We start from the raw sequence: 26,239 nt of genomic DNA on the forward strand, positions 1-26,239 counted from the left end.
CGCTCGGGACTAGCTGATGGCCGCGACGGTCTCGCGGACCTTGGCGATGATGTCGGCCGGGATCGGCGCGTAGTCGTTGGCCGTGAGGGCCTTCTGGCCGTCCACGCTGGCCGCGTAGTTCAGGAACGCCTTGGTGGCGGCGAGGGTCTCGGGCTTGTTGCCCTTCTCGCAGACGATCTCGTACGTCACCAGGGTGATCGGGTACGCACCCTCGGCCTTCGGCTTGTAGTTCAGCTCGAGGGCGAGGTCCTTGCCCTCGCCGACGACCTTGGCCTCGGCGATGGCCTTGGAGGCGTTGTCGATGGTGGCCTTGACCGGCTCGGCGGCCTCGGTCTTCAGGTCGACGGTCTTGATGCCCTCGGCGTAGGAGAGCTCGAAGTAGGAGATGGCGCCCGAGACTTCCTTGACCTGCGTGGCCACACCCGCGGACTTCGCGGCGGACTGGCCGCCCTTGGCCTCCCAGACCTTGCTGGGCTCGTACTTCCAGGCGTCGGGAGCGGCGCCCTTGAGGTACTTGGTGAAGTTGTCGGTGGTGCCCGACTCGTCAGAGCGGTGGAAGGCCTGGATCTTGAGCTTCGGGAGCTCGGCGTCGGGGTTCAGCTTGGCGATCGCCTCGTCGTCCCAGCTCGTGATCTTGCCGTCGAAGATCTCGGCGATGGTCTTGGCGTCCAGGACCAGGTTGTCGACGCCCGGCACGTTGTAGCCGACCGCGATCGGGCCGCCGACCATCGGCAGGTCGATGGCCTGGCTGTCCTTGCAGACCTTCTTCGACTGCTCGATCTCTTCCGGCTTCAGCGCGGAGTCCGAGCCGGCGAAGCCGACCTGGCCCTGCAGGAAGGCGGTGATGCCGGCGCCGGAGCCCTCCGGCTTGTACTGCAGCTGGACGTCCTGGCAGGCAGCGGCGAACTGCTTGTTCCAGGCGTCGATCGCGTTCTTCTGCGCGGAGGAGCCGATGGCCAGGAGCTGGCCCTTGGCGTCCTCGCACTTGATGTTCTTGGCTGCGGTTTCCTTGCCGCCGCCGGTGGTGTTGCCGGTGTCGTCCGAGCCGCACGCCGTGAGGGCCAGGGCGCCGGAGACGGCGACGGCACCAAGGGAAAGGGCACGAAGCCGGTTCTTGCGCTGAAGCTTCACTTTCGGGTGTTCCTTCCAGGAGCCGCCGTGACGGTGGCGGCGTGCGTGATCTTCGAGTGGATCGGGTGGCCCGCTGGAGGGCCCGTACGTTCCCCATGACGGGGGTGCGGTGGTTCTTTGTGGCTGTGCCACGCCACCGCGTAAGTCCGAAATTAGGCAGGACAGGTGACGTGACCGGAGGGCGAGAGTGAACGGGGGGTGAACCTGCGCGGTCGGTGTGGTTAGCGACCGCGTGGTTACGTTGCGTGAGCTTGGCTCTGGTCTTGGGCTGGGCCCCGCCTTTGGTGAGGTCGCGGGGCGCTGCCCCGGGCCCCGCTCCTGGCCGGAGGGGCTGATTTTTGCCCCTCCCCGCCCCTTCCCGTAATGCTGCGCAGCTTTCCGCCCTGCGGGCGGTGTCCTCAAACGCCGGACGGGCTGAAGAGATGCCGGACGGGCTGATCTGGCTCAGCTCTGTGTGTGCAGTGCGTCCAGGAGGGCGATCACCAGTTGGCGGTCGCGGGGCTGGGTCAGGCGGTGGTGGGCCGCCGTCGGGGGGAGCCAGAGGAGGCGGTCGACCTCGCGGTTCGGGGTGAAGGTGCCGCCCGTCAGTTCGGCCGCCCAGTAGCGGACCTGCTTGGGGCGGCCGCCGGTGACGTAGTGCGTGGAGGGGAGCCGGGCGCCGGGGGCGCAGGTGTACCCGGTTTCCTCCTCGACCTCGCGCAAGGCGCCCGCCAGCGCGTCCTCGTCGCGCTTCAGCTTGCCCTTCGGGTGCGACCAGTCGTCGTACTTGGGGCGGTGGACGAGGCAGATCTCCAGGCCGTCGTCGATCGGCGAACGGCGCCAGAGCACGCAGCCTGCGGCCAGGACGGGAGCGGGGCCCGGGGTCATGTGCGTACCGCCTCCTCGGAAGTCGCGGACGGGCCGCGCTGCCACACCCGCTGGAAGGCGAAACGGGCCGCCTCCACCTCGTGCCGCTGGTCCGCGTGCAGGACGCCGAGCGCGTAGGCCGTCGCGGGCGCGATCCGCGGGGTGCGGGCCGCCGCCGCGGCGGCCGCTGCTGCTTCTGCCGCGTCCCGGTGCCGGTCCAACGCCTCGCCGGCCGCGAGCAGTTGGACCTCCGCCTGATCCGCGCCGGTGACTTCGGCCGCGTACCGGTGCAGTCGGAGGAGGAGACGGACCTGGTGCCACGGTGCGTCCTGCGACTCCGGGGCCGCGTCCGCCGCGAGGCCGTGCACCAGCGCCTCCGCGTTGTAGGGGTGCCCCGCCCGCACCAGCGGCAGCCCCGCCACCGCCTCCGCGAGCCGCGCCGCGACGTCCACGGTGAACGGTTCGAGCCGCTGCGCCCCCGCCGACCTGCGCAGCGGCACCTCGCTCGCCAGGACCGCGACGCCGTCCGCCACCGCGTGGAAGCGGGACGAGCCAAGGGCCTGCAGTGCCGTCGAGTGGGCCCGGGTCCGGGCCAGGGTCAGCTGGCGTTCGAGGAGCGCCGCGGCCTTCGCGGCGCCGACGGTCAGCGCGCCGCGCCCCGGAGCCGACGACGCGGCCTGGGCGGGGAAGGCCGCCGCCCCGGACAGCCGGTTGAGCGCCCCGGTGAGCCGGTCCAGGCGGGCCGCACAGGCGTGCTCGCGCGCCAACGTGCCGGACAGCCAGGCCAGTTCGGTGCGCAGCTCGTCCGACCAGGCCGCGTCGAGGAGCGGCCGGAACGTATGCAGGGTGCCGCTGATGCGGCGGGCCGAGCGGCGCAGGGCGAGGGCCGGTTCGGCGGCGTCCACCGCGTCCGCGGAGGAGCCGTTCTCGCCGTGCTGGCGCAGCGCGCGCAGGAATTCCGTGGCCTGCTCGCGCAGATAGCCGGCCAGGGTCTCGCCCGCGGGGGCCGTGCCGTTGTCAGGGTGTCGCTGAACCACGCCGGCGCCTCCGGGCGTCTATGAGCATCTCCTGTACGTTCCGCAGCGGCTGCCCGTCCGGATCGAGCGCGTGGCGCGTCCAGTTGCCGTCCGGGCCCAGGTGCCAGGAGGCGGTCGCGCCCGACATCCCGGTCTCCAGGAGGCGGTTGAGCGCCGCGCGGTGGGCCGGGTCGGCGACCCGGACCAGGGCTTCGATCCTGCGGTCGAGGTTGCGGTGCATCATGTCCGCGCTGCCGATCCACACCTCGGGCTCGCCGCCGTTGCCGAAGGCGAAGACCCGGGAGTGCTCCAGGAAGCGGCCGAGGACGGAGCGGACCCGGATGTTCTCCGACAGGCCCACGACCCCCGGCCGTACGGCACAGATGCCGCGCACCCAGACGTCGACCGGGACACCGGCCATCGAGGCACGGTACAGCGCGTCGATGATGGCCTCGTCGACCATCGAGTTGACCTTGATGCGTACGTACGCGGGCCGTCCCGCGCGGTGATGCTGGACTTCCTTGTTGATCCGTGAAATCAGGCCGTCCCGAAGGGACTTGGGGGCCACGAGCAGCCGGCGGTAGGTCTCGCGGCGCGAGTAGCCGGAGAGCCGGTTGAAGAGGTCGGACAGGTCCGCGCCGACCTGCGGGTCGGCGGTCAGCAGCCCCAAGTCCTCATACAGGCGGGCGGTCTTGGGGTGGTAGTTCCCCGTCCCCACATGGGAGTAGCGGCGCAGGGTGTCGCCCTCCTGCCGGACCACGAGCGACAGCTTGCAGTGGGTCTTCAGGCCGACCAGGCCGTACACGACGTGGCAGCCGGACTCCTCCAGCTTGCGCGCCCACTTGATGTTGGCCTGCTCGTCGAAGCGGGCCTTGATCTCGACCAGGACGAGCACCTGCTTGCCGGACTCGGCCGCGTCTATGAGCGCGTCGACGATCGGCGAATCGCCCGAAGTCCGGTACAGCGTCTGCTTGATGGCGAGGACGTCCGGGTCGGCGGCGGCCTGCTCCAGGAAGGCCTGGACGGAGGTCGAGAAGGAGTCGTACGGGTGGTGCAGCAGCACGTCCCGCTCCCGCAGGGCGGCGAAGATGTCGGGCGCGGACGCCGACTCGACCTCCGCGAGGTCGCGGTGCGTACCGGCCACGAACTTCGGGTACTTGAGCTCGGGCCGGTCGAGCCCCGAGATCCCGAAGAGCCCGGTCAGGTCCAGCGGACCCGGCAGCGGGTAGACCTCGGCCTCGGTGACGTTGAGCTCGCGGATCAGCAGATCGAGTACGTACCGGTCGATGGACTCCTCGACCTCGAGGCGCACCGGCGGCCCGAAGCGGCGCCGCATGAGCTCCTTCTCCAGGGCCTGGAGCAGGTTCTCCGCGTCGTCCTCTTCGACTTCGAGGTCCTCGTTCCGGGTCACCCGGAACATGTGGTGCGCCAGGACCTCCATCCCCGGGAACAGCTCCTCCAGGTGCGCCGGCGCCGCGATCACGTCCTCTATGGGGACGTAGCGGCCGGGCGAGGCCTCTAGGAAGCGGTTCAGGAGCGGCGGCACCTTGACCCGGGCGAAGTGCTGGTGGCCGCTGACGGGGTTGCGTACGACGACGGCGAGATTCAGCGACAGACCCGAGATGTACGGGAACGGGTGCGCGGGATCGACGGCGAGCGGCGTCAGCACGGGGAAGATCCGCTGCCGGAACAGCGTGAAGAGCCGCGCCTGCTCCTTCTCGGTGAGCTCCGCCCAGCGGATCACGCCGATGCCCTCGTCGGACAGCGCCGGGCCCACGTCCTCCTGGAAGCAGGCGGCGTGCCGGGCCATGAGCTCGCGGGTCCGGGTCCAGATCAGGTCCAGGACCTCACGGGGCTGCAGGCCTGAGGCCGAACGGGTGGCGACGCCCGTCGCGATGCGGCGCTTCAGGCCGGCCACGCGGACCATGAAGAACTCGTCGAGATTGCTCGCGAAGATCGCCAGGAAGTTGGCGCGCTCCAGGAGCGGGGTGTTCGGGTCCTCGGCCAGTTCCAGGACCCGCTCGTTGAAGGCCAGCCAGCTGCGCTCCCGGTCCAGGAAGCGGCCCTGCGGCAGCTCCTCGCCGCCGCCGTCGTACTCCTCCTCGTACGCATCCAGGTCCGCGTCGATGTCGGGCTCGAGGTCCGACACGGCGGCCGCCACGGTGTGCGGGCGATGTGCGGCGATCGAGCCCACGGACGGCTGGGCGTGCTGGACCGGGGCCTGCGCGGAGGGCTGGTTCATGAACCCATTCTTCCGCGTCCTGGACGATCCAGGCGCGCCGACGAGCATCGGCCCGATCCGGGACCGCCGGTCGGGCGGGGGCTCGGGCGTGGCCGGCGGCTCGGGGTCGGGCGCGTGGGGCGGCATTCCTCGAGCGTCGCAAGGCTGTCTGAATCGTTGGTTACGGGGACATGACGTCGGGGACATGGTGGGGCGTCCCTGCGGTCTCGGCAGGGTCACGACGCAATGCCCCCGGGCTTGCGCCCTCCCCTCGTCGGGGCGCAAGCCGGGGGCGGACCAGGGGTCAGGCCGTACGTCGCCGGAGCAGCCACAGCGCCGTGCCGGTGGCGGCCGCGGCGATCGCGAGGAGCAGACCGGACTCGATGAGCTGGAGCGGCCAGAAGTGGTTGGCGGGATGGCCCTGGAGGCCGCCGTCCGACCACCACTGGCCCCAGTCGACGAGAGCGCCCTCCTCGGGCCACAGCTGGTCCCGGGCCCGCTCCGCGGCGTTGTACACGAGCAGCATGGCCAGGAAGGCCAGGGCCATCGCGGGCAGTGTGCGGCGCACCAGCACGCCGACGAGGACGCCCAGAGCCAGGGCGCACAGGACGAAGGCGACCGCGACGGGGCCCCGGCCGACATAGACGTCGGGGTAGGACCAGTCGGGCTGCCGGTAGGGGTGGGCGGACTGCCACATCCACCGGTAGACGAGGACCAGGACCGTGGTGCCCCCGGCAAGCAGCGCGGCGGGTACGGCGAGCTTCGCGAGGAGCCAGCGGGCCGGGGACGCGGACTGGGTCCAGACGAAGGTCACCAGGTCGCTCTCCAGGTCGCGGGTGACCAGGGCGCCGCCCGCGTAGACGGCGACGGCGAAGGACATCCAGGCGATCACCGTGGACACCGTGCTGGCCATGGCGGTGTAGTTGAACAGCTCGTGGTCCAGCCCCTGGGTGCAGCTCAGCCACCTGTCCCCGTTGAGGTCGTCGCACGGGTCGGCGAAGGAGCTGAGGTCGCCCGCCTGTGTCTGGAGCCAGACCATGAGCGCGACAAGGCCGGCCAGGAAGACGCCCCACGCCGTCAGCCCGGCCCGGTGCAGCCGCAGCACCGACCAGGTCAGGCCCTTCGGGGCCAGGGACATGGTGCTCATACGGCGGCCTCCTCGGACGCGGCCGCGGTCAGCGCCGGGGCCTTCGGGTTGCGCAGATGGGCCAGGACCACTTCCTCCAGGGAGGGCTCGGCCACCGACCAGTCGGGCGGCAGGGTGCCGCGCGGGCGGACCAGGGCGGTGCGGCCGCGGCCGACCGTGCGCTCCTCGACTATCAGGTGCGGGGTGAGGTCGCCGGAGATGCCGGTGAGCAGGGTGTGCGCGTCCACCAGGTCGTCCACCGCGCCCGCCAGGCGTATCCGGCCCTCGCCGAGCAGCATCAAGTGGTCGCAGATTCCTTCCAGTTCGGGCAGGACGTGCGAGGAGATCACGACGGTCGTGCCGTGCTCCGCCGCCTCCGCCATCAGGGCGCCCGTCAGCTGGTGCCGGATCAGCGGATCGAGGTCGGCCATCGGCTCGTCCAGGAGCATCAGCTGCGAACGCTTGCCGAAGGCGACGGCGAGCGCGACGCGGGTGCGCTGGCCGCCGGAGAGGTTGCGGATCCGGGTGGACGGGTCGAGACGGCCGTGCTCGTACGCGATCGCCTCCGCGGCCGCCGCCGACCATCGCCCGTCCCGGTTCAGTTCGGCGCCGAACCGTAGTGTCTCGGCCACGCTCAACTGCGGTGGCAGCGGCTTGTCCTGGGCCACGTACGCCATGCGGCTGCGCACCTCGCCGGGCGCCGAGCCGAGTACCCGCAGCTCCCCCGAGGTCGGCCGCAGCAGCCCCGCCGCCAGCGTGAGCAGCGTCGACTTGCCCGACCCGTTCGGCCCGACCAGGGCGCAGACCCGGCCGGCGGGTATCCGGAAGGTGCAGTCCCGGAGGACCGGTCCGCGTCGGCGCGAGTACCGCATGTCGAGGCCGACCGCCTCAAGTGCCGTGTCCTGCTCGCTCATTGATCTCCCTGGCCTTCCCGGCCGTCCGAAAAGTGCTCATCGAGTACGGCGGTGAAGAGCGCCTCGACGTCTTCGCGTTCCATGCCTTCGGCCCGCGCCCGCGCCGCCCATGCGGCCAGCTCCGTGCGCAGCCCCGAACCGTTCACCGCACCGTGGCCCAGCGAGCGCCGCACGAACGTGCCGAGGCCGCGGCGGGCCTCGACCAGGCCCTCGCGCTCCAGTTCGCGGTACGCCTTGAGCACGGTGTTCGGGTTGATCGCGGTCGCCTCGACCACCTCGCGGGCGGTGGGCAGCTGGTCGCCGGGTTCCAACAGGCCCAGGCGCAGGGCCTGTTTGGTCTGCTGGACCAGCTGGACGTACGTGGCGACACCACTGCGGCGGTCGATCCGGTACGTGAACATCCGCGCTCAACCCCCTTTCACTAATCAAGTAGTGAAAGGGTGCGATCAAAAAGGGGGCGGCGTCAAGAGACGCCGCCCCCAAGGAAGTTCAGATGTCAGAGATCGTCACGTTTCCGTGCGGTACATCAGGTCCGTCTCATGCGTGACGAAGCCGAGCCGCTCGTACACCGACACCGCCGCCTTGTTGTCCGCGTCGACGTACAGCATGGCCGTGGGCAGCCCCTGCGCGGCCAGGTGCCGCAGGCCCACCGCGGTGAGTGCCTTGCCGAGGCCGCCGCCCTGGGCGCCGGGGCGCACGCCGACGACGTAGACCTCGCCGAGCTGCTCCGCCTCGTGCACCTTCGTCCAGTGGAAGCCGACCAGCTCGCCGTCGGTCTCGCGGAAGGCGAGGAAGAACCCGGCCGGGTCGAACCACGGCTCGGCCTTGCGGTCGTCCAGGTCCCGCTGGGTCAGCGAGCCCTGCTCCGGGTGGTGCGCGAAAGCGTCGGCGTTGGCGGCGAGCCAGGCCGCGTCGTCCTGCCCCGGCACGAACGTACGCACCGAGACCCCGGCCGGGAATGCCGCCACCGCCAGCTGCTCCGGGTCCAACGGGCGCCGCATCTGGCGCAGTTCGCGGAAGAGCGTGAGCCCGAGCACCTGGGCCAGGTGCCGCGCCGCCGAGTGCCCGCCGTGCGCCCAGACCCGCAGCCGCTTGCCGGACGCGGCGAGCAGCGCGCTGCCGAGTGCCCGTCCGTGCCCGTGCCCGCGATGGCCGGGGTGCACGACCAGCTCGCCGGCCGGGGCCTCCACCGGGTCGGTGTCCTCCAGCTGCGCGTAGCCGAGGAGCGCTTCGTCGACGTACAGGAGGAGGTGCTTGATTCCCTCCCGCGGCCCGCCACGCAACTGCAACCGTCCCTGCTCGGACACGGCCTGCTGGCCGTCCGTGCGGGCGGCCTCCGCGAGAAGGGAGAGCACGGATTCCGTCTGCTCGGGGGAGAGCGCGTCCAGGGTCTGGATCGTGCGCGCGGGTACGGCGGGGGCTGCGTCTGTCATGTTCTTGAGCGTACGGGCCGTGAGCTTCTTGCTGAAGGTGGCCTGCTGTCCTCCATGAGGTCCCCGGGAGATCCCCCAGCGGTCCGCGCGAGGTCCCCCTGCGGTCCCCGGGAGGCCGATGGCAACCAGCTCGTAACCCGCCACCCCTTTTCTCTCTACGCGCGTTGACCATAGGCTGCGCCCCACCAGTCGTCAGAGGGGACTCAGGGGAACTCATGTCAGCGACACCACAACGGCACCGGACGGCCCGCCGGTTGATCGGGGGCGCCGTGGCGCTCGCCGCGGCGGCCGGAGTCATGGCGGCGGCCATACCCGCGGGGGCCGAGGGCTCGGGAGACGACGGCGCCCGCAAGGGCTCCGGCCGGCTCGTCGACGTACAGCTGCTGTCCTTCAACGACTTCCACGGAAATCTGCAGCCCCCGGCCGGTTCCTCCGGCCAGGTGTCCGAGCTGCAGCCGGACGGGACGGCGAAGAAGATCGACGCGGGTGGTGTGGAGTACCTGGCGACCTCGCTGCGTGACGCCCGCAAGGGTCACAAGTACAGCGTGACCGCGGCGGCCGGTGACATGATCGGCGGCTCTCCGATGCTGTCGGGCCTGTTCCACGACGAGCCGACCGTCGAGGCGCTGAACAAGCTGGACCTGGACGTCACCAGCGTCGGCAACCACGAGTTCGACGAGGGCCGCACCGAGCTGACGCGCATGCAGAAGGGCGGCTGTCACCCCAAGGACGGCTGTTACGAGGACGGCAAGAAGTTCAACGGCGCCGACTTCCCCTTCCTCGCCGCGAACGTCACGGACGAGAAGACGGACAAGCCGATCCTCAAGCCGTACACGGTGTGGAAGAAGAACGGGGTGAAGATCGGCTTCATCGGTCTCACCCTGGAGGGCACCCCGGACGTCGTCACCGCCGAGGGCGTCAAGGGCCTGAAGTTCCACGACGAGATCGAGACGATCAACAAGTACGCCAAGATCCTGGACAAGCAGGGCGTCAAGTCGATCGTCACGCTGATCCACGAGGGCGGCGAGCCCGCCTCGGCGTCGTACAACTACAACTGCGACAGCTCCGGCGCCGGCGACGGCACCTCGGGCCCGATCACCGAGATCGCCAAGGGCGTGACGCCCAAGGTCGACGCGATGGTGACCGGCCACACGCACGAGGCGTACGTCTGCACCATCCCGGACCCCTCCGGCAAGCCGCGCATGGTGACCTCGGCGTCGTCGTTCGGCAAGGTCTTCACGGACACGACGCTGACGTACGACCGCAAGACCAAGGACATCGTCCGTACGTCGGTGAAGTCCGTGAAGTCGGCGAACCACGTCGTGCGCCGTGACGTCGCCAAGGCCACGGACATGACCGGCCTCATCGAGCGCTGGAGCAAGATCGCGGCGCCGGTCGCCAACCGTCCGGTGGGCTTCATCGCGGGCGACATCCCCGGCCGCGGCGCGACGACCCCCGAGCAGCCGCTCGGCGACCTGATCGCCGACGCGCAACTCGCGTACGCCAAGACGCTCGACCCGAAGACCGACCTGGCGCTGATGAACTCCGGCGGCATCCGCTCCGACCTGGTCCACAAGGCGAGCGGCGCCGAGGGCGACGGTGTCGTGACGTACGGCGAGGCCTTCACGGTCCAGCCGTTCGCCAACACGGTGAACCTGGCCGACCTGACCGGCGCCCAGCTGATCACCGCGCTGCAGCAGCAGGTCAGCGGGGCCAACGAGGCCTCGCCGCGCATCCTGCAGATCTCGGGCGGCCTGACCTACACCCTCGACATGACCAAGACGGGCGCGGCCCGGGTGGTCGTGGACTCGGTCAAGCTCAACGGCACGGCGATCGACCCGGCGAAGACGTACCGCGTCGCGATGAACCAGTTCCTCGCGGGCGGCGGCGACGGCTACACGGAGCTCGGCAAGGGCAAGAACCCGCTGGTCGGCGGGGACGACCTGAAGGCGCTCAACGACTACCTGGCGGCGAACTCTTCGGCCGAGAAGCCGCTGGCTGTGCCGGCTGCGGATCGGATCACTGTCGTCAAGTGATCTAGTACGTGGGTGAGTTGGGCCCGTGCGCATCGGTGTGGTTGCCGGGGCGTACGGGCCCTTCGCGTGCCTGGCCTCATGGTGGGACCGGCCTCATGGCTCAAAGGGAGGCGAGGAAGGTGCGCACCGCCTCCGCGAAGCCCTTCGGGTCCTGCTGCTGCACGAAGTGGTCCGTGTCCAGCCGGACCATCGTCGTGCCGGGCCGCCGCGCGGCCATGGCCTCGGCCTGCTCGGCGGGCAGGGCCTGGCTCTTGCGGGCGTGGATGAGCAGGGCCGGACAGTCGCTGCCGAGCCAGGCGGCCCAGTGGTCGCCGTGCACCAGCTTCTCGGAGTCGATGGTGTCCTGAGGGTGGAAGGGCAACCGCCAGGTGCCGTCCGGGAGTTGGCGCAGGCTCGGGCCGATCATCGGGGCGATCGGGCCGCAGGCGGCGAGCAGTTCCTCGCGGGTGGCGGCGCTGTAGGGGAAGCCGAGCACGAAGGAGAGCGCGCTCGGGGCGCCGGTGTCCGGGTAGTCCACGACCGCGTCCACGTTGACCAGCGCGGAGACCAGGTCGGGGCGCCGGGCGGCCAGGTAATAGGCGTTGATGCCGCCGCCGGAGTGGCCGAGCGCGACGACCGGGGTGCCCAGGTCCAGGTGGTCGAGCAGGGCGATCAGGTCGTCGACGTATCCCTCGCGGGTGTAGTCCGGGGCCCGGTCCGAGTCGCCGTGGCCGCGCTGGTCGGGGGCTATGACCCGCCATTCGGGGCCGAGTTCGGCGGCGAGGCCGGTGAAGGAGGCGCCCTCGGAGAGGTGGCCGTGCAGGGCGAGGAGGGGGCGGGCGTCGGGGGTGCCGCCGAAGTCGAGGTAGGAGAGGGTCCGGCCTTCGAGGGTGAGGCTGGCGCGAGTGGGGGTGGTGCGGGCGTGGGTGGTGCGGGTGAGGGTCTGGGTGTTCGTGGTCGTCGTCATGACAGGAACTATACGCATGTATAGATCGCTCGTACAAGACCTGCGTCTAAGACGGGCGTATAAATCTCTGTCCGGCCCCAACTCCCTGGTAACAACTGTCACTTCCGTGTCTATCGCCGCACCGAAGCCTGTGCTTCCCTGCCCTCCATGACCATGAACCGACGGGGATTCCTCAGGGGCGCGGCGGCCGTCTCCGCCGCAGGTGCGCTGACCTACGCGGGTGCGGGCCCGGCCCACGCTCGTGCGCGCGTGCTCGGTACGCAGGACTGGATGGCGGGGCTGCCTGACGCCACATCGCTGCCCACGCTCACCATCCCGGGCACGCACGACTCGGGGGCCCGGTTCGGCGGGCCCTGGACCGAGTGCCAGAACACCACGATCGCCGAGCAGTTGGCGTCGGGCGTGCGCTTCCTGGACATACGCTGCCGGGCCATCGACGGCTCCTTCGCGATCCACCACGGGGCGGCCTTCCAGAACCTGATGTTCGGCGATGTGCTGGTCGCCTGCCGGGACTTCCTGGCGGCCCGTCCGTCGGAGACGGTCCTGATGCGGGTCAAGCAGGAGTACTCGGAGGTCGGGGACGCGGAGTTCGCAGGGATCTTCGGGGACTACCTGGACCGGCGGGGCTGGCGCTCGCTCTTCCTCATCGGGGGTGGGCTGCCCGCGCTGGGGGCGGCCCGGGGCAAGGTGGTCCTGATCGCGGACAACGGAGGGCTGCCGGGCGGGCTGCGCTGGGGGGACTCCTCGGTCTTCGACCTTCAGGACGACTATCAGGCGGAGCCGTTCGCCAAGTGGCCCAAGGTGGAAGGCCACTTCCGCAAGGCCGTCGCCTCGCCGGGGAAGCAGTACATCAACTTCGTCAGCTGCGCGGCCGGGCTGCCACCGCGCTGGAACGCCGACCGGCTCAACCCTCAGGTGCACTCGCTGATCGACAGCGCGGGGGCGAGCGGGTGGCGGGGTCTGGGGATCGTTCCCCTGGATTACCCCAACACCCGCTCGGGCCTGGTCACTTCGCTCATCCGCCACAACGGGTAACCCGCTACCGGGTCTCGGGTGCAGGCTCAAGGGGAGCCAGCTCGAGATGTGAGCCGGTGAAGCCCGCGCGGATGCGCCGGTCGTGGGTGACGATCACCAGGGCCCCGGGATAGCTGGCCAGGGCAGCCTCCAGCTCCTCCACCAGGGCGGGGGAGAGGTGGTTCGTCGGCTCGTCGAGCAGCAGCAGGTCGACCGGCTCGCTCACCAGGCGGGCCAGTTCGAGCCTGCGGCGCTGTCCGGTGGACAGGGCGCCGACCGGGGTGGCGAGGTCGCCCGCGCGGAACAGGCCGAGGGCGAACAACTCCTGCGCGTAGTCCTCGGGAACGCCGTCGCGGCCGGCCGCGTAGGCGGCGAGAACCGTACGCAGGTCCCGGGGCGCGGAGGTGTTCTGCCGGAGGAGGCCGACCCGGGCGGGGGCCTTCACGGTGCCGCTCTCGGGTGTCAGCTCGCCCGCCAGGACCCCCAACAGGGTCGACTTTCCAGCCCCGTTGGGCCCCGTGACGAGCAGCCGCCCGCCGGGCGGCAGGCTCAGCTCGTCGACGTACAGCCGACCCGGTACGCGTACGCCGACGAGCTCCGCCCCGGCCCCGGGACGTCCCTCGACCGTGCCCGTGAACCGCAGCGGCTCGGGCGGTGCGGGTACGGGGTCCTCGGTGAGGCGGTGCAGCCGCTCGCGGGCATTGCGGATACGGCTCATCGCGCCGTGCGCCCGGGAGCGGGCCCGGAAGGCGCCGGCCCCGCTGAACGCGGCCGGGGCCTTGCGGGGGATGGCCGACAGCGCGCCGATGTGCGAGTCGGCGAGCTTGCTGTGCCGGGCGACTTCGGCCCGCCATTCCTCGTACTCCCTTGCCCAGGCGGCCCGTTCGGCGGCCTTGGCGGTGAGGTAGCCGCCGTATCCGTTGCCGTACCGGCGGACGGTCCGCCGGTCCTGGTCGACCTCCAGGACCGTCTGCGTCACCCGGTCCAGGAACGTGCGGTCGTGCGTGACCGCGACGACCGTGCCCCGGTGGTGGCGGAGATGCTCCTCCAGCCAGGCCGCGGCCTCGTCGTCCAGGTCGTTGGTCGGCTCGTCGAGCAGGAGCAGCTCGGGGGACGAGGCGAGGGTGGCGGCGAGGGCGAGGCGGGAGCGCTGCCCTCCGGAGAGGGTGCCGAGCGTTCGGCTCCTGTCGAGAGGGCGGCTCCCGCCGCCCAGGTGACTGAGGACGACTTCGACCCGACGGTCGGCGTCGTGGCCGCCGCGGCTCTCGAACTCGTCGATCAGTTCGGCGTATCGGGTGTACGCGGCCTCGTCGGCGTCCGCCAGGGTGGCTTCGGTCGCCCGGATCCGGCGGTGCAGGGTGCGCAGGTCGGACAGGGCCAGATCGATGGCGTCGCCGATCGTGGCCGTGTCCGGGAGTTCGAGTGTCTGGGGGAGGTACCCGATGCCGCCGGGGGCGCGGACGCTGAGGGTGCCGTTGTCCGGGGTCGCCTGGCCGGCGAGGAGGCGGAGGAGGGTGGACTTCCCCGAGCCGTTGTCGCCGACGACGCCCAGCCTTTCGCCGGGGCGGATGGTGAGGGTCACTCGGTCCAGGACGGGGTGGTCGGGGCCGTAGTGCTTGGTTACGTCGGTGAGGGTGATTTGGCTGGTGTGGCTCTGGTTCTGGTTCTGGTTCTGGCTGGTGTGGCTGGGCTGGCTCTGGCTGGTGTGGCTGGTGTGGCTGGTGTGGCCGGGCTGTGCTTTCGGGGTGGTGGCTGGGGCTGGGAACAAGGGCGAGGCCTTTCGTCGGGGGTGGGGCGGGTAAGGCGGGTGGCGAGACGGTGCGTCTCGCTTGCTCGACTGTAGCGGGCTGCGCGGCGTCTCGCAAGACGGTCCGTCTCGTCTGTTTCTGCGGGTGGTGGTCCGGTGTGCGGTCACTGCTCAACTGATCAACTGCCTGATTGCGTGGCTGGTGGGGGTGGGTGGTTGCGCGGACCTCCGTCTGTTTCGTTGCGGAGTGCGGGTGTTCGGTGGCTGGCTTTCCCCAACTGATGTCAGTACGGAGCCCAGGGGGGAAAGTTGCGGCAACGGAAGAGGTGGGGGCAGGGCAAAGACAAAAGACAAAGACCGCAGCGAGAGAAGGGGATGGAGGGGGTGGGCGGGGGTCGGGGGTCGGGGGGGGCGAGCGAGGGAAGGTCGCGGGCGAAGGAAGGGAGCGGGCGAGGGCTCGGAGGGCGGGCGAGGGAAGGGAGCGGGCGAAGGAAGGGAGCGGGCGAGGGGAGGGGGTGGGCGAGCGAAGGGGGCGGGCGGGGACTCGGAGGGCGAGCGAGGAAAGGGGACGGGCGAGGACTTGGGGGCGGCTGGGGGCTCGGAGGGCAGGCTGGGGGCCTAGTGGGGGAAAACGGGCAACAGAACCACCACAAAAGGGACGCTCTTGCGCCCCATTCCCCCCACTAGGCCTCCGGACGCCGCCCTCCGCCGACTCGCGGCAGGAAAGGGGCTCGCCTAACGGGCAAACCGGGCACCCCGACGCCACCTTCCGCCCGGCCAGCCCCAGCCTCCCGGTCCCGGGCTCACGCCTGCCCCTCCCGAGCTCACACCCCCAGCCCCGGGCCAGCGCTCCCCCCACCGGGCCCGCACTTCCCCGCCCCGAGCCCGCGCCTCCCCCCACCGGGCTCGCGTCTCCCCCTCCCGAGCTCACACCCTCAGCCCCGGGCCAGCGCTCCCCCCACCGGGCCTGCACTTCCCCGTCCCGAGCCCGCACCTCCCCCCACCGGGCTCGCGTCTCCCCCTCCCGAGCTCACACCCCCAGCCCCGGGCCAGCACTCCCCCCACCGGGCCCGCACTTCCCCGCCCCGGGCCAGCGCTCCCCCGCCGGGCCTGCACTTCCCCGTCCCGGGCCCGCGTCTCCCCCTCCCGAGCCCGCACTCCCAGCCTCGAGCCCGCACTTCCCCCCCACCGGGCCTGCACTTCCCCGTCCCGGGCCCGCATCTCCCCCTGTCCGGCCTGCACTTCCCCGTCCCGGGCTCGCATCTCCCCCCGTCGGGCCCGCACTTCCCGGTCCCGAGCCCGCGTCCCCCCTCCCGAGCCCGCACTTCCTTCCCCGCCGGGCCCGCACTTCCTTCCCCGCCGGGCCAGCGCTTCCCCCACCGGACCCGCACTTCCCCGTCCCGGACCCGCACCTCCCCGTCCGGAGCCCGCACCTCCCCTCCAGCCCCCTCCCCCTCTCCCCTCCGTCCCCTTCTCTCGCTGCGGTCTTTGTCTTTGCCCTGCCCCCACCTCTTCCATCACCGGCAGCCACCTCCCTGGGCCCCGTACTGACAGCAATTGGGGAAAGCCAGCCAAAAGAGCCCCCGCAGCCAGCAACGAAACAGACGGAGGTCCGCGCAACCACCCACCCCCACCAGCCACGCAATCAGGCAGTTGATCAGTTGCCCCTACCCCCACCCCGATCGCCCGCCCCAGCGCGCGCCGGTCAGGGTGTCGGGAGTCGAGCGCCCCTGCTCCGGGCGACCCGGATCGTCTCGCGCAGGGACTCGGTGGCGCGGGCGAGGGCCGAGCGCGCCGCGTGCTCCCCCGCCTTCGGGTCGCCGAGCACGGCTCTCGCGCCCTCCAGTACCCGCTCCCCGTCGGCAAGTTGGTCTTCCTCCACTTCGTCCGCGAGCCGGGACAGCGGGCTGTCGGGGTCGTCGGCGCTGAGGTAGCAGGGCTTGCCCTCGGGTGAGGCCCAGGGGAGGAGCCGCAGGCCCGGCGTCACCGGGTCACTCCCACCGGCATGCCGCGGCGTTCTGCGCGTTCCGCGCGTTCGCGGTGGGTGAGGGCGTAGGGCCTGACGATTCCGTCGTGGGGCTCGAAGGGCCATACGTCGACGGGGTGTTGGGGGTCCCCGTCGTACGTGGGTGGAGGTGGCGCCGGCTGTCGATGGGGCGGGGTCCGGCGTACGCGTACGGGCCACAGCAAGCCCGTCAGCAATCCGGCGGCAGCGGCGAGGAGTTCGAACATGGCGGAGCTCCCTTGCGGGGGTTTTCGCAGTGGTTGACGAGCGGTGATTACCGTTCGCATTCCGATGGTTACGGGTCCGGCGTACGCTTCGGAAGGGGCTCGGCGTTGCCTGGGCCGCCAGGCAACGGGGAGGGGTGACATGGACGAACTGGTTGACGCGCCGGGCGAATCGGGGCGTGCCGTGCTGGGGCGCACGCTCAAGTACCTGCGCGAGAAGCACGGGAAGTCCCTGGGGCAGCTGGCCGAGGACAGCGGGTACGACAAGAGCTATCTGCACCGGCTGGAATCGGGGCACCGGCTCTCCAAGATGACGGTCATGGAGGACCTCGACGCCTACTACGAGACCGGTGACCTGCTGGTCAGCCACTGGAAGGTGGCCCGGCTCGACGCGTTCGAGGACCAGTACAAGAGGTTCATGAAGCTGGAAGCAACGGCGCGTGTGATGCAGAAGTTCGCGCTGGGTGTCCCTGGCCTGTTCCAGACCGAGGCTTTCGCCCGCGAGGTGTTGTCTGGGGCCCAGACAACGGCTGATGGCGACGAGGTGGTCGAGGAAATGGTGGCGGCACGCCTTGGGCGGCAGTACCTGCTTCAGCAGAAACCGCTGCCCGATGTGCGCGTCATCATGGACGAGTCTGCGTTCCGGCGGCCTGCTTCCCGGGCGAAGACCTGGGATGACCAGCTACTACGCATCGAGGCCGTCGCGATGTGGCCCAATGTGACGCTGCATGTGCTGCCCTTCTCCGTGGGCGTGCACCACCACATGACCGGATCATTGACGTTGCTCTGGCAGGGCGACGGGAGTGCCGTTGCCTACAGGGAAGGCAACGGGTGCGGTGAGTTGATCGCGGACGAGGACGGGGCCCTGCGGGAACGACTGTCCTACGATCGGCTGCGAGATCTGGCGCTGTCCCCGTCCGACTCACTCGCATTCGTCAGGGATGTCTTGGAGGAGCACCGATCATGACGCATCCGCTCGATCTCGGCACTGCTGCATGGCGTAAGTCGTCGTACAGCCATGGCGGAGACAACGACTGCGTCGAGGTAGCCGACAACTACCCCGGCCTGGTCCCCGTCCGCGACAGCAAGTCCCCGTCCGGCCCCGTCCTCGTGTTCCCGGCCAAGGCCTGGGCGGCATTCACCCGGCAGATGGCGGAGGCGTAGGCGCACCCGGCAGCGACACCGACGCGACCGTCCCGCAGCCCTCCCCGGCCCGGAGCTCCACCGAGCCCCCGCTCTGCTGCACCGTCCGCGCCACGATTGACAGCCCGAGGCCCGACCCGGGCAGGGCTCGCGCCGAGGGTGAGCGCCAGAAGCGGTCGAAGACGTGCGGGAGCTCGTCCGCGGGGATGCCGGGGCCGTGGTCCCGTACCGTCAACTCGCCCTTGGCCAGGGAGACTTCGATCGAGGCGCCCGGCGGGCTGAACTTCACCGCGTTGTCCAGGATGTTCACGATGGCCCGCTCCAGGGCGGGTGGCTCGGCCCGTACGAACCAGGGGTCGAGCTCGGCTGTGATCGTCAGCTCCGGTCCGCGCAGCCGGGCGCGCTCGATCGCCGCCTGCACGATCTCGTGCAACCCGACCACCTGGACCTTCGCCGCATGCCCGGTGTCCGGGCGGGCCAGCTCCTGCAAGTCGCCGATGAGGGCGGCCAGTTCGGTCATCTGGGCCTTCACCGAGGCGAGCAGGGCCTTGCGGTCGTCCGGGGGGATGGCGCGGCCGGTGTCCTCGCTTCGGGCGAGCAGCTCGATGTTCGTACGCAGGGAGGTGAGCGGGGTACGCAGCTCGTGCCCGGCGTCGGCGATGAGCTGGGCCTGGCGTTCCTGGGAGGAGGCGAGGGCGGCGGTCATCGCGTTGAAGGAGCGGGAGAGGCGGGCGATTTCGTCGTCGCCTTCGGCGGGGATCTGGACGGTCAAGTCTTCTGTGCGGGCTACGTGTTCGACGGTTTCGGTGAGGTCGTCGACGGGACGCAGGCCGGTGCGGGCCACCCAGAGGCCGGCGATTCCGGCGCCGACCGCTCCGATACCGGCGACGAAGACGAGGAACCAGGTGAGGTTGGAGAGGGTGTCGTTCACCTCGGTGAGCGGCCGACCCAGCGAGACGGCGCCTGAGGTGTAGTTCTCCAGGTGATAGGTGAGGACACGGTACTCGGTGCCGTCGGCTGCCTTGGCGTTGTGCAGCGAGTCTTCCGACTCGTTGGCGGCGACCCGAGTGTCGGAGGTGTCCACCTTGAGCGCCTCGCCCCTGATCACGCACCTGTGGCCCTGCGGATCGACGACCTGGATGGTCAGCCGCAGGGCCTTGGCCGCCGGGTCTTCCGAGTCGGGGGCGAGGATCGGGCCCGAGGCCCGGCACTGGCCGCGCTGGGCCAGGTCGGCCACCAACTGGCTGTTGAGCGAAGCCCGGTCCTGGGCCAGGGAGTCGTCCAGCGAGTCGTACAGCGCGTTGCGCACGACGAACCAACAAGCCACCGCCGAAGCCGCCACCGCGACTGCCACCGCCGTGGCCACCAGGAGCGCCAGCCTCGACCGCAGGGGCAGTGCCCTGAAGCGCTTGATCACTCCCCGCCCCCAGCCCGCAACGCATACCCCACCCCACGCACGGTATGAACCAGCCGAGGCTCACCCCCCGCCTCGGTCTTCCTCCTCAGGTACATCACGTACACATCAAGGGAGTTGGAGCTCGGCTCGAAGTCGAAGCCCCACACCGCCTTGAGGATCTGCTCGCGCGTGAGCACCTGTCGAGGGTGGGCCAGGAACATCTCCAGCAAGGTGAACTCGGTCCGGGTCAGCTCCACGGTCCGCCCGCCCCGCGTGACCTCCCGCGTCGCCAGATTCATCTTCAGGTCGGCGAACTCGAGTACGTCGCCGGAGAATTCCTCGGCCCCGAGCGCCGTGGCCGCGTACGAGCTGCGCCGAAGCAGCGCCCGGATCCGGGCGAAGAGTTCGTCCAGCTCGAAGGGCTTGACCAGATAGTCGTCGGCGCCGGCATCCAACCCCGTCACCCGATCCCCGACCGTGTCCCGCGCCGTGAGCATCAGGATGGGCGTCGTCGAGCCGGTCGAGCGGAGCCGACGCGCGGCGGTGAGGCCGTCCATGCGCGGCATCTGGATGTCGAGGACCACGAGGTCGGGGGCGTACGCCGCGGCCTTCTCCAGGGCCTCGATGCCGTCCCCGGCAACCTCCGTGCCATAGCCCTCGAAGGCGAGGCTGCGCTGCAGCGCCTCGCGGACGGCGGGCTCGTCGTCGACGATGAGAATGCGCTGCTGGTCGCCTTCGGCGGGGCTCATGGGTGTCGGTTCCTCATGGTGTAAGTGATCAGGGGCCGGTGTTCTCAGCCTCGCACGGCCCGCGAGCGCTTGCCGTGTGTCCGCCTCGTGGGCTTGCGCACGTGTTCCGTCGCCGCCACTTCGGGGGCTCGGGGTTCGGGTGCGTGCAGCGCGCCCGCCAAGGAGAGGGCGAGCGTCGGATCGCCGGGGTCGCCCCAGCCGAGGCTGGCGGCGAGGGCGTGCCGGATGCGGTTGACGGTGACGGTCATGGGGTCCTCCTCGAAGGGCCGGGGCCTCGAAGTACCGGGGTTGCCGCGGTCGCTCAGGTCATGGACCCGCCGCGCAGCTTGGACAGGTCGGCCTTCACGTCGTTGATCGGGATCGCGAAGCCCAGGCCGACGCTGCCCGAGCTGGAGCCGGAGGACGCACTCGGCGAGTACATGGCCGAGTTGATGCCGATGATGTTGCCGTTCATGTCGATGAGGGCGCCGCCGGAGTTGCCGGGGTTGAGCGAGGCGTCGGTCTGGATCGCCTTGTACGTGGTCTTGTTCGACCCGGTGTCGCCGTTGAACTGCTGGCCGCCGTACTCGAACGGCCAGCCGCCGCCCTGCTGTTGCTGTTGTTGCTGCTGCTGACCGTCGTCGCCCTTGGCCACGGTGACGTCGCGGTCCTTGGCGGAGACGATGCCGCTGGTGACGGTGCCGGTCAGGCCCTCGGGGGAGCCGATGGCGACGACCTGGTCGCCGACGTTGACCTTGTCCGAGTCGCCGAGCGTCGCGGCCTTCAGGCCGGAGGCGCCCTCGACCTTGAGCAGCGCGAGGTCCTTGTCGCTGTCGGTGCCGACGACCTTGGCGTCGTACGTCTTGCCGTCCTTCAGCTTGACCTTGACCGAGGTGGCGCCGGCGATCACGTGGTTGTTGGTGATGATCTCGCCGCCGGACGTGATGATCACGCCGGAGCCGGTGGACTTGCCGGATCCCGAGGTCGCGTTGACCTCGACGATGGACTGGCTGACCGCGTCGGCGACGCCGGCGACACCGCTCTTGCCGCTGTTGGCGGAGGTGTTGCTGACGTTGATGCCGCTGCCGTTCGAGCCGCTCTGGCCGAAGAGCTCCTGGGCCGCGTACGCCGTACCGCCACCGACCGCCGCGGCGGCGAGGGCGACCGCGGCGAGCAGCGCGACGGGTCCGCGGGCGCGCTTCCTGGTCGCGTGGCCGCCGGGTCCCTGCTCGGGGGCGGGCTCGGCGGCGAACTGCGCGGTACCGCCGTCATGTCCGCCGTGTCCACCCGCGCCGGCCGCCGAGCCCCAGCCGGGCCACACGGTGGTGCCGGGTGCGACGCTCACCGGCTGCTGCGGGGTGTGCGCCGGGGGCGGGGGATAGGCGCCCGGGGCCGGCGTACCGCCGTGGTGCGCGGAGCCGTACGCGGACGAACCGTACGCGGACGAGTCGTAGGAGGGCTGCTGCTGCTCGGGGTGGTCGCCGTTGCGGCGGGGGCTCTCGGTCATGTCTCAAAGCTTCGCCACGGATCATGAGAGCTCCCTGAGTGTGCCCTGAGAAGCCCGGCAGAAGCCTGTATGCCCGAAATAAGATCCAGACCGCAGAGACCGCAGAGACCGCAGAGACCGCAGAGACCGCAGAGACCGCAGAGACCGCAGAGACCGCAGAGACCGCAGAGCCCGCAGAGCCCGCAGAGACCGCAGAGCTAAGGGCAGCCGCAGAGACGTTACGGGCAGCCGCAGGACTGGCGTACGACCAGACGGCAGGGGAACCGGCGCAGGCGCTCGCGGCGCGAACCCGCGACCCGGAGCGAGTCGTCCAGGACGAGGTCCACGGCGGCCCGGGCCATCGCGGGACGGTCCGAGGCGATCGTCGTCAGGGGCGGGTCGGTGAGCGCCGCCTCCTTGACGTCGTCGAAGCCCGCGACCGCCAGCTCGCCGGGGACGTCTATGCGCAGCTCGCGGGCCGCACGCAGCACGCCGATCGCCTGGTCGTCCGTCGCGCAGACGATGGCCGGCGGGCGGTCGGGGCCCGCGAGGAGTTCGAGGGCGACCTTGTAGGCGTCGTAGCGGTTGTACGGGGCTTCGAAGAGCCGGCCCTCGGTGGAGAGGTTCGCCTCCGCCATGGCCCGGCGCCAGCCCTCGACGTGGTCGGTGACCGGGTCGCCGATCATCGGCGTGAACTCGACGCCGCCGAGGCAGGCGACGTACTCGTAGCCGTGTTCCAGGAGGTGCCGGGTGGCGAGCTGCGCGCCACCGATGTCGTCCGTCACGACCGCGACGTCCTCGATGGCCTCGGGACGGCGGTGCAGCAGGACGACGCGTGCGTCCCAGGCCTCGATCTCCGCGGCGGCGTGCTCGCTGGGGCCCTGGCTGATCAGGATCAGGCCGGAGACGCGCATGCCGAGGAAGGCCCGCAGGTAGTGCACCTCGCGCTCGTCGAGGTAGTCGGAGTTGCCGACCAGGACCATCTGACCGCGCTCGGCCGCCGCCCGCTCGACGGCGTGCGTCAGCTCCGCGAAGAAGGGCTGACGGGCATCCGGCACGATCATGCCTATGAGGTCCGTGCGCCGCGAGGCCATGGCCTGGGCAACCCGGTCGGGCCGGTAGCCCAGCTCCTTGATGGCGGCGAGTACCCGCTCGCGCGTGGCCGGGGCGACCGGCCGGGGTCCGTTGTTGATGACGTAGCTCACGACCGCGGTCGATGTCCCCGCCAGTCGTGCTACATCATCCCGCGTCACCTTGGCCACGCGCGCAGTCTACGCGGGGAGAGCTACCGCTTCACAGGTCGAACGGGTACCGCTTCGGCCACGGTCGCGGGGGCGCTCGGCACCGTCTCCTCGGCAGGCTCCGGCAGCGCAGCCGCCTTGGCCTTCGCCTCGTCCGCGGCCCGGGCGCCCTTGTCGGGCTTCTCCGGGGTGACGAAGCGGTAGCCGACGTTGCGGACCGTCCCGATCAGCGACTCGTGCTCCGGGCCGAGCTTGGCCCGCAGCCGTCGTACGTGCACATCCACCGTGCGCGTACCGCCGAAGTAGTCGTAGCCCCAGACCTCCTGGAGGAGCTGGGCGCGGGTGAAGACCCGGCCCGGGTGCTGCGCCAGGTACTTGAGGAGCTCGAACTCCTTGAAGGTCAGGTCGAGGACCCGGCCCTTGAGCTTCGCGCTGTACGTCGCCTCGTCGACGGAGAGGTCGCCGTTGCGGATCTCCATCGGGGAGTCGTCGCCGGTGATCTGCTGCCGGCCCATCGCGAGCCGGAGGCGTGCCTCGACCTCGGCCGGACCTGCGGTGTCGAGCAGCACATCGTCGATGCCCCAGTCGGCGGTGACGGCCGCGAGACCGCCCTCCGTCACGACGAGGATCAGCGGGCAGCCGGGGCCCGTGGAACGCAGCAGCTGACAGAGGCTGCGTACCTGGGGAAGATCACGCCGGCCGTCGATGAGGATGACATCGGCACCCGGGGTGTCGACGAGTGCGGGCCCCTCCGCCGGAGCCACTCGCACGTTGTGCAGGAGCAGGCCGAGAGCGGGGAGCACCTCCGTCGACGGCTGAAGGGCATTGGTCAGGAGCAGCAGAGAACTCATCGCGCCCCACCTGCCTGGGTCGTCTGACTGTCGTGCACGGTTCGCTCGCCCATAACGTCTGGTTCCTCCTCGGTCCCTGCGAGGACGTTTGCGGCACTGCTTCGTACTGCGTCATCACGCTGCCGGTTGGCGGCCCCCGCGCCCTGGGGTCCACCGGTGCTGCGTGCCTGCCGGGCCGGTCTGCGGACCCTGCCAGAAAGCACGAAAGGACCCGGGGGCTGCGCTGCCCGGATCCTTCTGCCAAGGAGAATAGCCCACATGAGTTCCCCCCTGTCAGGTAGAACAGCGCGATCTTTTGTGCCAACGATCACTCCTGACGGAGCCTTGACGCCCACCGGGCGCGTCCGTCGGGTGACCCTGCGTACGTCGGACGGTGTGCCGATCGACGCCGCGTACGAGCCCGGTCCGACGGGGGCCGAGGGCTTGGCGATCGTGCTCGCGCACGGTTTCACGGGCGATCTGGAGCGGCCTCATGTGCGGCGGGCCGCGGGCGTCTTCGCGCAGTACGCGGCCGTGGTCACGTTCTCCTTCAGGGGGCACGGCAAGTCCGGCGGACGCTCCACGGTGGGCGACCGCGAGGTGCTCGATCTGGCGGCGGCGGTCGCTTGGGCGCGCTCGCTCGGGCACACCCGGGTGGTCACCGTCGGCTTCTCGATGGGCGGATCCGTGGTGCTCCGGCACGCGGCGCTGCACGGCGGTGGCGCGGGTTCGGCGCACGGGGGGCGCACGGAGGACTCGGGGCGCATGGACGCGCGTACGGATGCGGTCGTCGCGGTGAGTGCTCCCGCGCGGTGGTACTACCGGGGGACCGCGCCCATGCGGCGCCTGCATTTCGTGGTGATGAATCCGGTGGGGCGTCTGGTGGGGAGGCTCGGGCTCCGCACCCGCATCCACTCCCAGGAGTGGGACCCGGTGCCGCTGTCGCCGGTGGAGTCGGTCCCCTTGATCGCGCCTACGCCGTTGCTCGTGGTCCACGGCGACCGTGACCCGTACTTCCCTCTGGACCATCCGCGGATGCTTGCGGCTGCCGCCGGGGGTGGGGCCGAGCTGTGGCTGGAGCCGGGGATGGGTCATGCGGAGCATGCGGCGGGGGAGGCATTGCTGCGGCGGATCGCGGCTTGGGCGGCTTGATGAATCAGCCCGTCCGGCGTTTGAGGACATCAGTGACAGCCGTTGAAGCCGGCGGCAGCCTTACGGGAAGGGGCGGGGAGGGGAAAATTCCGGGCACCCACCCACAGGCCGCATCATTGGTACGCAGCAACGAACGCGAAAGGAGCGCCGCGATGGCAAACGGCACCATCCGATACTGGGCCGCGGCCAAGCAGGCCGCAGGGCTCGCCGAAGAGCCCTACGACGCGGCGACGCTCGCCGAAGCCCTGACCGGAGCGCGGCAGCGACACCCCGGCGAACTCGTCCGCGTACTGCAGCGATGCTCATTCCTCATCGACGGTGACCCCGTGGGTACCCGAGACCATGAGACGGTACGCCTGGCCGAGGGCGGCACGGTCGAGGTGCTCCCGCCGTTCGCAGGAGGGTGACCCGCACACCATGACGAACCAGCCGTACGACGGGTCGTACGACCCGTATCAGCAGCATCAGCCGCACCAACAGCAGCAGCAGTGGCCCGAGGGCTACGAAGAGCAGCAACAGCAACAACATCAGCAGCAGCAGTACACGCAGACCTTCCAGGGCCAGACCTGGGACACCCAGCTGCAGGCCCCCACGGCCGCCCCCGCCGAGGAGACCGCGTACCTGCCCCAGCAGGGGTACGGCGCCGGCCCGCTCCCGCCGGAGGCCCCCGTCGGGTACGACAGCTCCGGGTACGACAGCTCCGCGTACGACGCGGCCGCCTACGAGGCATCCGTCTACGCCGCCCCGGCCCAGGCCCCGCAGCCCGCACCCGCCCAGACCCCGCCCCCGGCGGCCACGGCGGCCTCCGGCTACGGCCCCGCCACCACCACCGGCAACGCCCGCATCACCGACGCCCAGCGCGCCCGCGCCGAGGGCCGGTCGCCGATCATCGAGCCCGGCATGCAGCCCGCCGCCCTCACCGCGGCGCTCGGTCTGCTGCTCGCGGGCGGTGCCGCGCTGCACGACTACGCGCTGCTCGTGCCGCTGGTGCTGCTGCAGGCCGTGACCGCCGCGGGCTGGTTCCGGCTCAACGGCATGTGGCCCGCCCGGCAGGGCATCGCGCTCGCCTTCGCGGGCGGTCTGACGGCCGATGCCGCGGTGCTCGTCGCCGGCCGGGAGAACGCGCCGGCCGCGATCCTCGGCACGCTCGGCGTGTGGGTGCTGCTCACGCTCGTCCTGCAGCTGCGCAGCCACGCGGGTGCGGACGAGCGGATGTACGGGCTGATGGCGACCGTGACCTCGGCCGCGCTCGCCGTGCTCGGTGCCGGGTATCTGGCGGCGGACGATGCGGCCGTGTCCGTGGGTGCGGTCGCCGTCGCCGCCGCGGTCGTCGCGCGGGTACTGCCGCTGCCCACCGCGGCCTCCGTCGTGGTGGCGCTGCTGGCCGCCGCGGGTGCCGGTATCGCGGTCGGCGGGATGACCGACCTCGGCACCAAGGGCGCGCTGCTCGGTTTCGGCGCCGGGGTGTGCGCGCTGGTCGGGCACCGGGTGGCGAGCTACGACTACCCGTCCCGTTTCGTCCACATGACGGCGGGCGTCGCCCTGCCACTGGCCGCAGCGGCTCCCGCGGTGTACCTGCTGGGCCGCGCGATCGGCTGAGACAC

25 protein-coding genes are annotated in these 26,239 nt (G+C 71.0%); 7 read left to right on the plus strand and 18 right to left on the minus strand.

Features of this window, described 5'->3' with window-relative positions:
• Positions 1-9: 9 nt before the first annotated feature.
• The 8 genes from pstS to mshD all read right to left on the minus strand — a co-directional run bounded on the left by pstS (position 10) and on the right by mshD (position 8,687).
• Positions 10-1,131 (minus strand): phosphate ABC transporter substrate-binding protein PstS, encoded by a 1,122-nt coding sequence (pstS, locus tag OG430_RS26720; protein ID WP_327355134.1) that lies wholly within the window; start codon positions 1,129-1,131, stop codon positions 10-12.
• Between the two features lie 444 nt (positions 1,132-1,575).
• Positions 1,576-1,998 carry an NUDIX hydrolase gene (locus tag OG430_RS26725; RefSeq protein ID WP_327355135.1) on the minus strand — a complete coding sequence of 141 codons (423 nt, stop codon included), beginning with the start codon at positions 1,996-1,998 and terminating at the stop codon, positions 1,576-1,578.
• Positions 1,995-3,014 carry a CHAD domain-containing protein gene (locus tag OG430_RS26730; protein ID WP_327355136.1) on the minus strand — a complete coding sequence of 340 codons (1,020 nt, stop codon included), beginning with the start codon at positions 3,012-3,014 and terminating at the stop codon, positions 1,995-1,997. Before OG430_RS26730 ends, OG430_RS26725 begins: the two co-directional genes overlap by 4 nt.
• Positions 2,995-5,235, minus strand: a complete 2,241-nt coding sequence (locus tag OG430_RS26735) for an RNA degradosome polyphosphate kinase (RefSeq protein WP_327355137.1) — start codon at positions 5,233-5,235, stop codon at positions 2,995-2,997. Before OG430_RS26735 ends, OG430_RS26730 begins: the two co-directional genes overlap by 20 nt.
• 283 nt (positions 5,236-5,518) lie before the next feature.
• Positions 5,519-6,361, minus strand: coding sequence for a hypothetical protein (locus OG430_RS26740; protein ID WP_327355138.1), 843 nt, complete (start codon positions 6,359-6,361; stop codon positions 5,519-5,521).
• Positions 6,358-7,254, minus strand: a complete 897-nt coding sequence (locus OG430_RS26745) for an ABC transporter ATP-binding protein (protein ID WP_327355139.1) — start codon at positions 7,252-7,254, stop codon at positions 6,358-6,360. Before OG430_RS26745 ends, OG430_RS26740 begins: the two co-directional genes overlap by 4 nt.
• On the minus strand, positions 7,251-7,655 hold the full coding sequence (locus OG430_RS26750) for a GntR family transcriptional regulator (protein ID WP_327355140.1): 405 nt from the start codon (positions 7,653-7,655) through the stop codon (positions 7,251-7,253). The genes OG430_RS26745 and OG430_RS26750 overlap by 4 nt, the downstream gene beginning before the upstream one ends.
• A gap of 105 nt (positions 7,656-7,760) precedes the next feature.
• Positions 7,761-8,687 carry a mycothiol synthase gene (mshD, locus tag OG430_RS26755; RefSeq protein ID WP_327355141.1) on the minus strand — a complete coding sequence of 309 codons (927 nt, stop codon included), beginning with the start codon at positions 8,685-8,687 and terminating at the stop codon, positions 7,761-7,763.
• A gap of 215 nt (positions 8,688-8,902) precedes the next feature.
• On the opposite strand from mshD, the gene OG430_RS26760 reads away from it, so the two are divergent.
• Complete coding sequence (locus OG430_RS26760) at positions 8,903-10,723, plus strand: bifunctional metallophosphatase/5'-nucleotidase (RefSeq protein WP_327355142.1); 1,821 nt, start codon at positions 8,903-8,905, stop codon at positions 10,721-10,723.
• Between the two features lie 100 nt (positions 10,724-10,823).
• Here the strand turns inward: OG430_RS26760 and OG430_RS26765 are convergent, their stop codons facing one another.
• The gene (locus OG430_RS26765) at positions 10,824-11,669 is read right to left on the minus strand and encodes an alpha/beta fold hydrolase (RefSeq protein WP_327355143.1); all 846 of its coding nucleotides are present in this window, start codon (positions 11,667-11,669) and stop codon (positions 10,824-10,826) included.
• Between the two features lie 147 nt (positions 11,670-11,816).
• Between OG430_RS26765 and OG430_RS26770 the strand changes: the two genes are divergently transcribed.
• Complete coding sequence (locus OG430_RS26770; RefSeq protein WP_327355144.1) at positions 11,817-12,704, plus strand: phosphatidylinositol-specific phospholipase C; 888 nt, start codon at positions 11,817-11,819, stop codon at positions 12,702-12,704.
• A gap of 4 nt (positions 12,705-12,708) precedes the next feature.
• Here the strand turns inward: OG430_RS26770 and abc-f are convergent, their stop codons facing one another.
• From abc-f to OG430_RS26785, 3 genes are all read right to left on the minus strand, one after another.
• On the minus strand, positions 12,709-14,322 hold the full coding sequence (gene abc-f / locus OG430_RS26775) for a ribosomal protection-like ABC-F family protein (protein WP_327359232.1): 1,614 nt from the start codon (positions 14,320-14,322) through the stop codon (positions 12,709-12,711).
• A gap of 1,813 nt (positions 14,323-16,135) precedes the next feature.
• Positions 16,136-16,417: a hypothetical protein gene (locus tag OG430_RS26780; RefSeq protein ID WP_327355145.1), complete on the minus strand. Its 282-nt coding sequence runs from the start codon at positions 16,415-16,417 to the stop codon at positions 16,136-16,138.
• A complete protein-coding gene (locus OG430_RS26785) occupies positions 16,414-16,662 on the minus strand; it encodes a hypothetical protein (RefSeq protein ID WP_327355146.1) in 249 nt (82 codons plus the stop codon). The genes OG430_RS26780 and OG430_RS26785 overlap by 4 nt, the downstream gene beginning before the upstream one ends.
• Before the next feature lie 139 nt (positions 16,663-16,801).
• On the opposite strand from OG430_RS26785, the gene OG430_RS26790 reads away from it, so the two are divergent.
• Positions 16,802-17,626 carry a helix-turn-helix domain-containing protein gene (locus OG430_RS26790; protein ID WP_327355147.1) on the plus strand — a complete coding sequence of 275 codons (825 nt, stop codon included), beginning with the start codon at positions 16,802-16,804 and terminating at the stop codon, positions 17,624-17,626.
• A complete protein-coding gene (locus tag OG430_RS26795) occupies positions 17,623-17,823 on the plus strand; it encodes a DUF397 domain-containing protein (RefSeq protein WP_327355148.1) in 201 nt (66 codons plus the stop codon). The genes OG430_RS26790 and OG430_RS26795 overlap by 4 nt, the downstream gene beginning before the upstream one ends.
• Here OG430_RS26795 and OG430_RS26800 read toward each other — a convergent pair.
• The 6 genes from OG430_RS26800 to OG430_RS26825 form a co-directional block, all read right to left on the minus strand.
• Complete coding sequence (locus OG430_RS26800) at positions 17,798-19,219, minus strand: HAMP domain-containing sensor histidine kinase (protein WP_327355149.1); 1,422 nt, start codon at positions 19,217-19,219, stop codon at positions 17,798-17,800. The two genes, OG430_RS26795 and OG430_RS26800, sit on opposite strands and share 26 nt — an antisense overlap.
• Positions 19,216-19,947 (minus strand): response regulator transcription factor, encoded by a 732-nt coding sequence (locus tag OG430_RS26805; protein ID WP_327355150.1) that lies wholly within the window; start codon positions 19,945-19,947, stop codon positions 19,216-19,218. The genes OG430_RS26800 and OG430_RS26805 overlap by 4 nt, the downstream gene beginning before the upstream one ends.
• A 44-nt stretch (positions 19,948-19,991) precedes the next feature.
• Complete coding sequence (locus OG430_RS26810; protein WP_327355151.1) at positions 19,992-20,195, minus strand: hypothetical protein; 204 nt, start codon at positions 20,193-20,195, stop codon at positions 19,992-19,994.
• Between the two features lie 53 nt (positions 20,196-20,248).
• A complete protein-coding gene (locus OG430_RS26815; RefSeq protein WP_327355152.1) occupies positions 20,249-21,433 on the minus strand; it encodes a S1C family serine protease in 1,185 nt (394 codons plus the stop codon).
• A 218-nt stretch (positions 21,434-21,651) separates the two neighbouring features.
• Positions 21,652-22,674, minus strand: coding sequence for a LacI family DNA-binding transcriptional regulator (locus OG430_RS26820; protein WP_327355153.1), 1,023 nt, complete (start codon positions 22,672-22,674; stop codon positions 21,652-21,654).
• Positions 22,675-22,697: 23 nt separating this feature from the next.
• A complete protein-coding gene (locus OG430_RS26825) occupies positions 22,698-23,504 on the minus strand; it encodes a response regulator transcription factor (protein ID WP_327355154.1) in 807 nt (268 codons plus the stop codon).
• Positions 23,505-23,762: 258 nt separating this feature from the next.
• On the opposite strand from OG430_RS26825, the gene OG430_RS26830 reads away from it, so the two are divergent.
• From OG430_RS26830 to OG430_RS26840, 3 genes are all read left to right on the plus strand, one after another.
• Entirely contained in the window at positions 23,763-24,635 is an 873-nt protein-coding gene (locus tag OG430_RS26830; protein ID WP_327355155.1) for an alpha/beta hydrolase, read from the plus strand.
• A 152-nt stretch (positions 24,636-24,787) separates the two neighbouring features.
• Positions 24,788-25,042 (plus strand): MoaD/ThiS family protein, encoded by a 255-nt coding sequence (locus OG430_RS26835; RefSeq protein WP_327355156.1) that lies wholly within the window; start codon positions 24,788-24,790, stop codon positions 25,040-25,042.
• A gap of 10 nt (positions 25,043-25,052) precedes the next feature.
• On the plus strand, positions 25,053-26,234 hold the full coding sequence (locus OG430_RS26840; RefSeq protein ID WP_327355157.1) for a hypothetical protein: 1,182 nt from the start codon (positions 25,053-25,055) through the stop codon (positions 26,232-26,234).
• The last annotated feature ends 5 nt before the right edge of the window (positions 26,235-26,239 follow it).

It is taken from the genome of Streptomyces sp. NBC_01304 (assembly GCF_035975855.1).
In the GTDB taxonomy this organism is placed as follows: domain Bacteria; phylum Actinomycetota; class Actinomycetes; order Streptomycetales; family Streptomycetaceae; genus Streptomyces.

Bases quoted from the DNA above. Each gene is read 5' to 3' on its own strand.
- OG430_RS26790 (WP_327355147.1), top strand. From the start codon at position 16,802: ATGGACGAACTGGTTGACGCGCCGGGCGAATCGGGGCGTGCCGTGCTG.
- OG430_RS26815 (WP_327355152.1), bottom strand. From the start codon at position 21,433: ATGACCGAGAGCCCCCGCCGCAACGGCGACCACCCCGAGCAGCAGCAG.
- OG430_RS26810 (WP_327355151.1), bottom strand. From the start codon at position 20,195: ATGACCGTCACCGTCAACCGCATCCGGCACGCCCTCGCCGCCAGCCTC.
- OG430_RS26825 (WP_327355154.1), bottom strand. From the start codon at position 23,504: ATGAGTTCTCTGCTGCTCCTGACCAATGCCCTTCAGCCGTCGACGGAG.
- OG430_RS26805 (WP_327355150.1), bottom strand. From the start codon at position 19,947: ATGAGCCCCGCCGAAGGCGACCAGCAGCGCATTCTCATCGTCGACGAC.
- OG430_RS26830 (WP_327355155.1), top strand. From the start codon at position 23,763: ATGAGTTCCCCCCTGTCAGGTAGAACAGCGCGATCTTTTGTGCCAACG.
- OG430_RS26750 (WP_327355140.1), bottom strand. From the start codon at position 7,655: ATGTTCACGTACCGGATCGACCGCCGCAGTGGTGTCGCCACGTACGTC.
- OG430_RS26740 (WP_327355138.1), bottom strand. From the start codon at position 6,361: ATGAGCACCATGTCCCTGGCCCCGAAGGGCCTGACCTGGTCGGTGCTG.
- OG430_RS26725 (WP_327355135.1), bottom strand. From the start codon at position 1,998: ATGACCCCGGGCCCCGCTCCCGTCCTGGCCGCAGGCTGCGTGCTCTGG.
- OG430_RS26770 (WP_327355144.1), top strand. From the start codon at position 11,817: ATGACCATGAACCGACGGGGATTCCTCAGGGGCGCGGCGGCCGTCTCC.
- OG430_RS26765 (WP_327355143.1), bottom strand. From the start codon at position 11,669: ATGACGACGACCACGAACACCCAGACCCTCACCCGCACCACCCACGCC.
- OG430_RS26835 (WP_327355156.1), top strand. From the start codon at position 24,788: ATGGCAAACGGCACCATCCGATACTGGGCCGCGGCCAAGCAGGCCGCA.
- mshD (WP_327355141.1), bottom strand. From the start codon at position 8,687: ATGACAGACGCAGCCCCCGCCGTACCCGCGCGCACGATCCAGACCCTG.
- OG430_RS26785 (WP_327355146.1), bottom strand. From the start codon at position 16,662: ATGTTCGAACTCCTCGCCGCTGCCGCCGGATTGCTGACGGGCTTGCTG.
- OG430_RS26840 (WP_327355157.1), top strand. From the start codon at position 25,053: ATGACGAACCAGCCGTACGACGGGTCGTACGACCCGTATCAGCAGCAT.
- OG430_RS26760 (WP_327355142.1), top strand. From the start codon at position 8,903: ATGTCAGCGACACCACAACGGCACCGGACGGCCCGCCGGTTGATCGGG.
- OG430_RS26735 (WP_327355137.1), bottom strand. From the start codon at position 5,235: ATGAACCAGCCCTCCGCGCAGGCCCCGGTCCAGCACGCCCAGCCGTCC.
- OG430_RS26795 (WP_327355148.1), top strand. From the start codon at position 17,623: ATGACGCATCCGCTCGATCTCGGCACTGCTGCATGGCGTAAGTCGTCG.
- OG430_RS26745 (WP_327355139.1), bottom strand. From the start codon at position 7,254: ATGAGCGAGCAGGACACGGCACTTGAGGCGGTCGGCCTCGACATGCGG.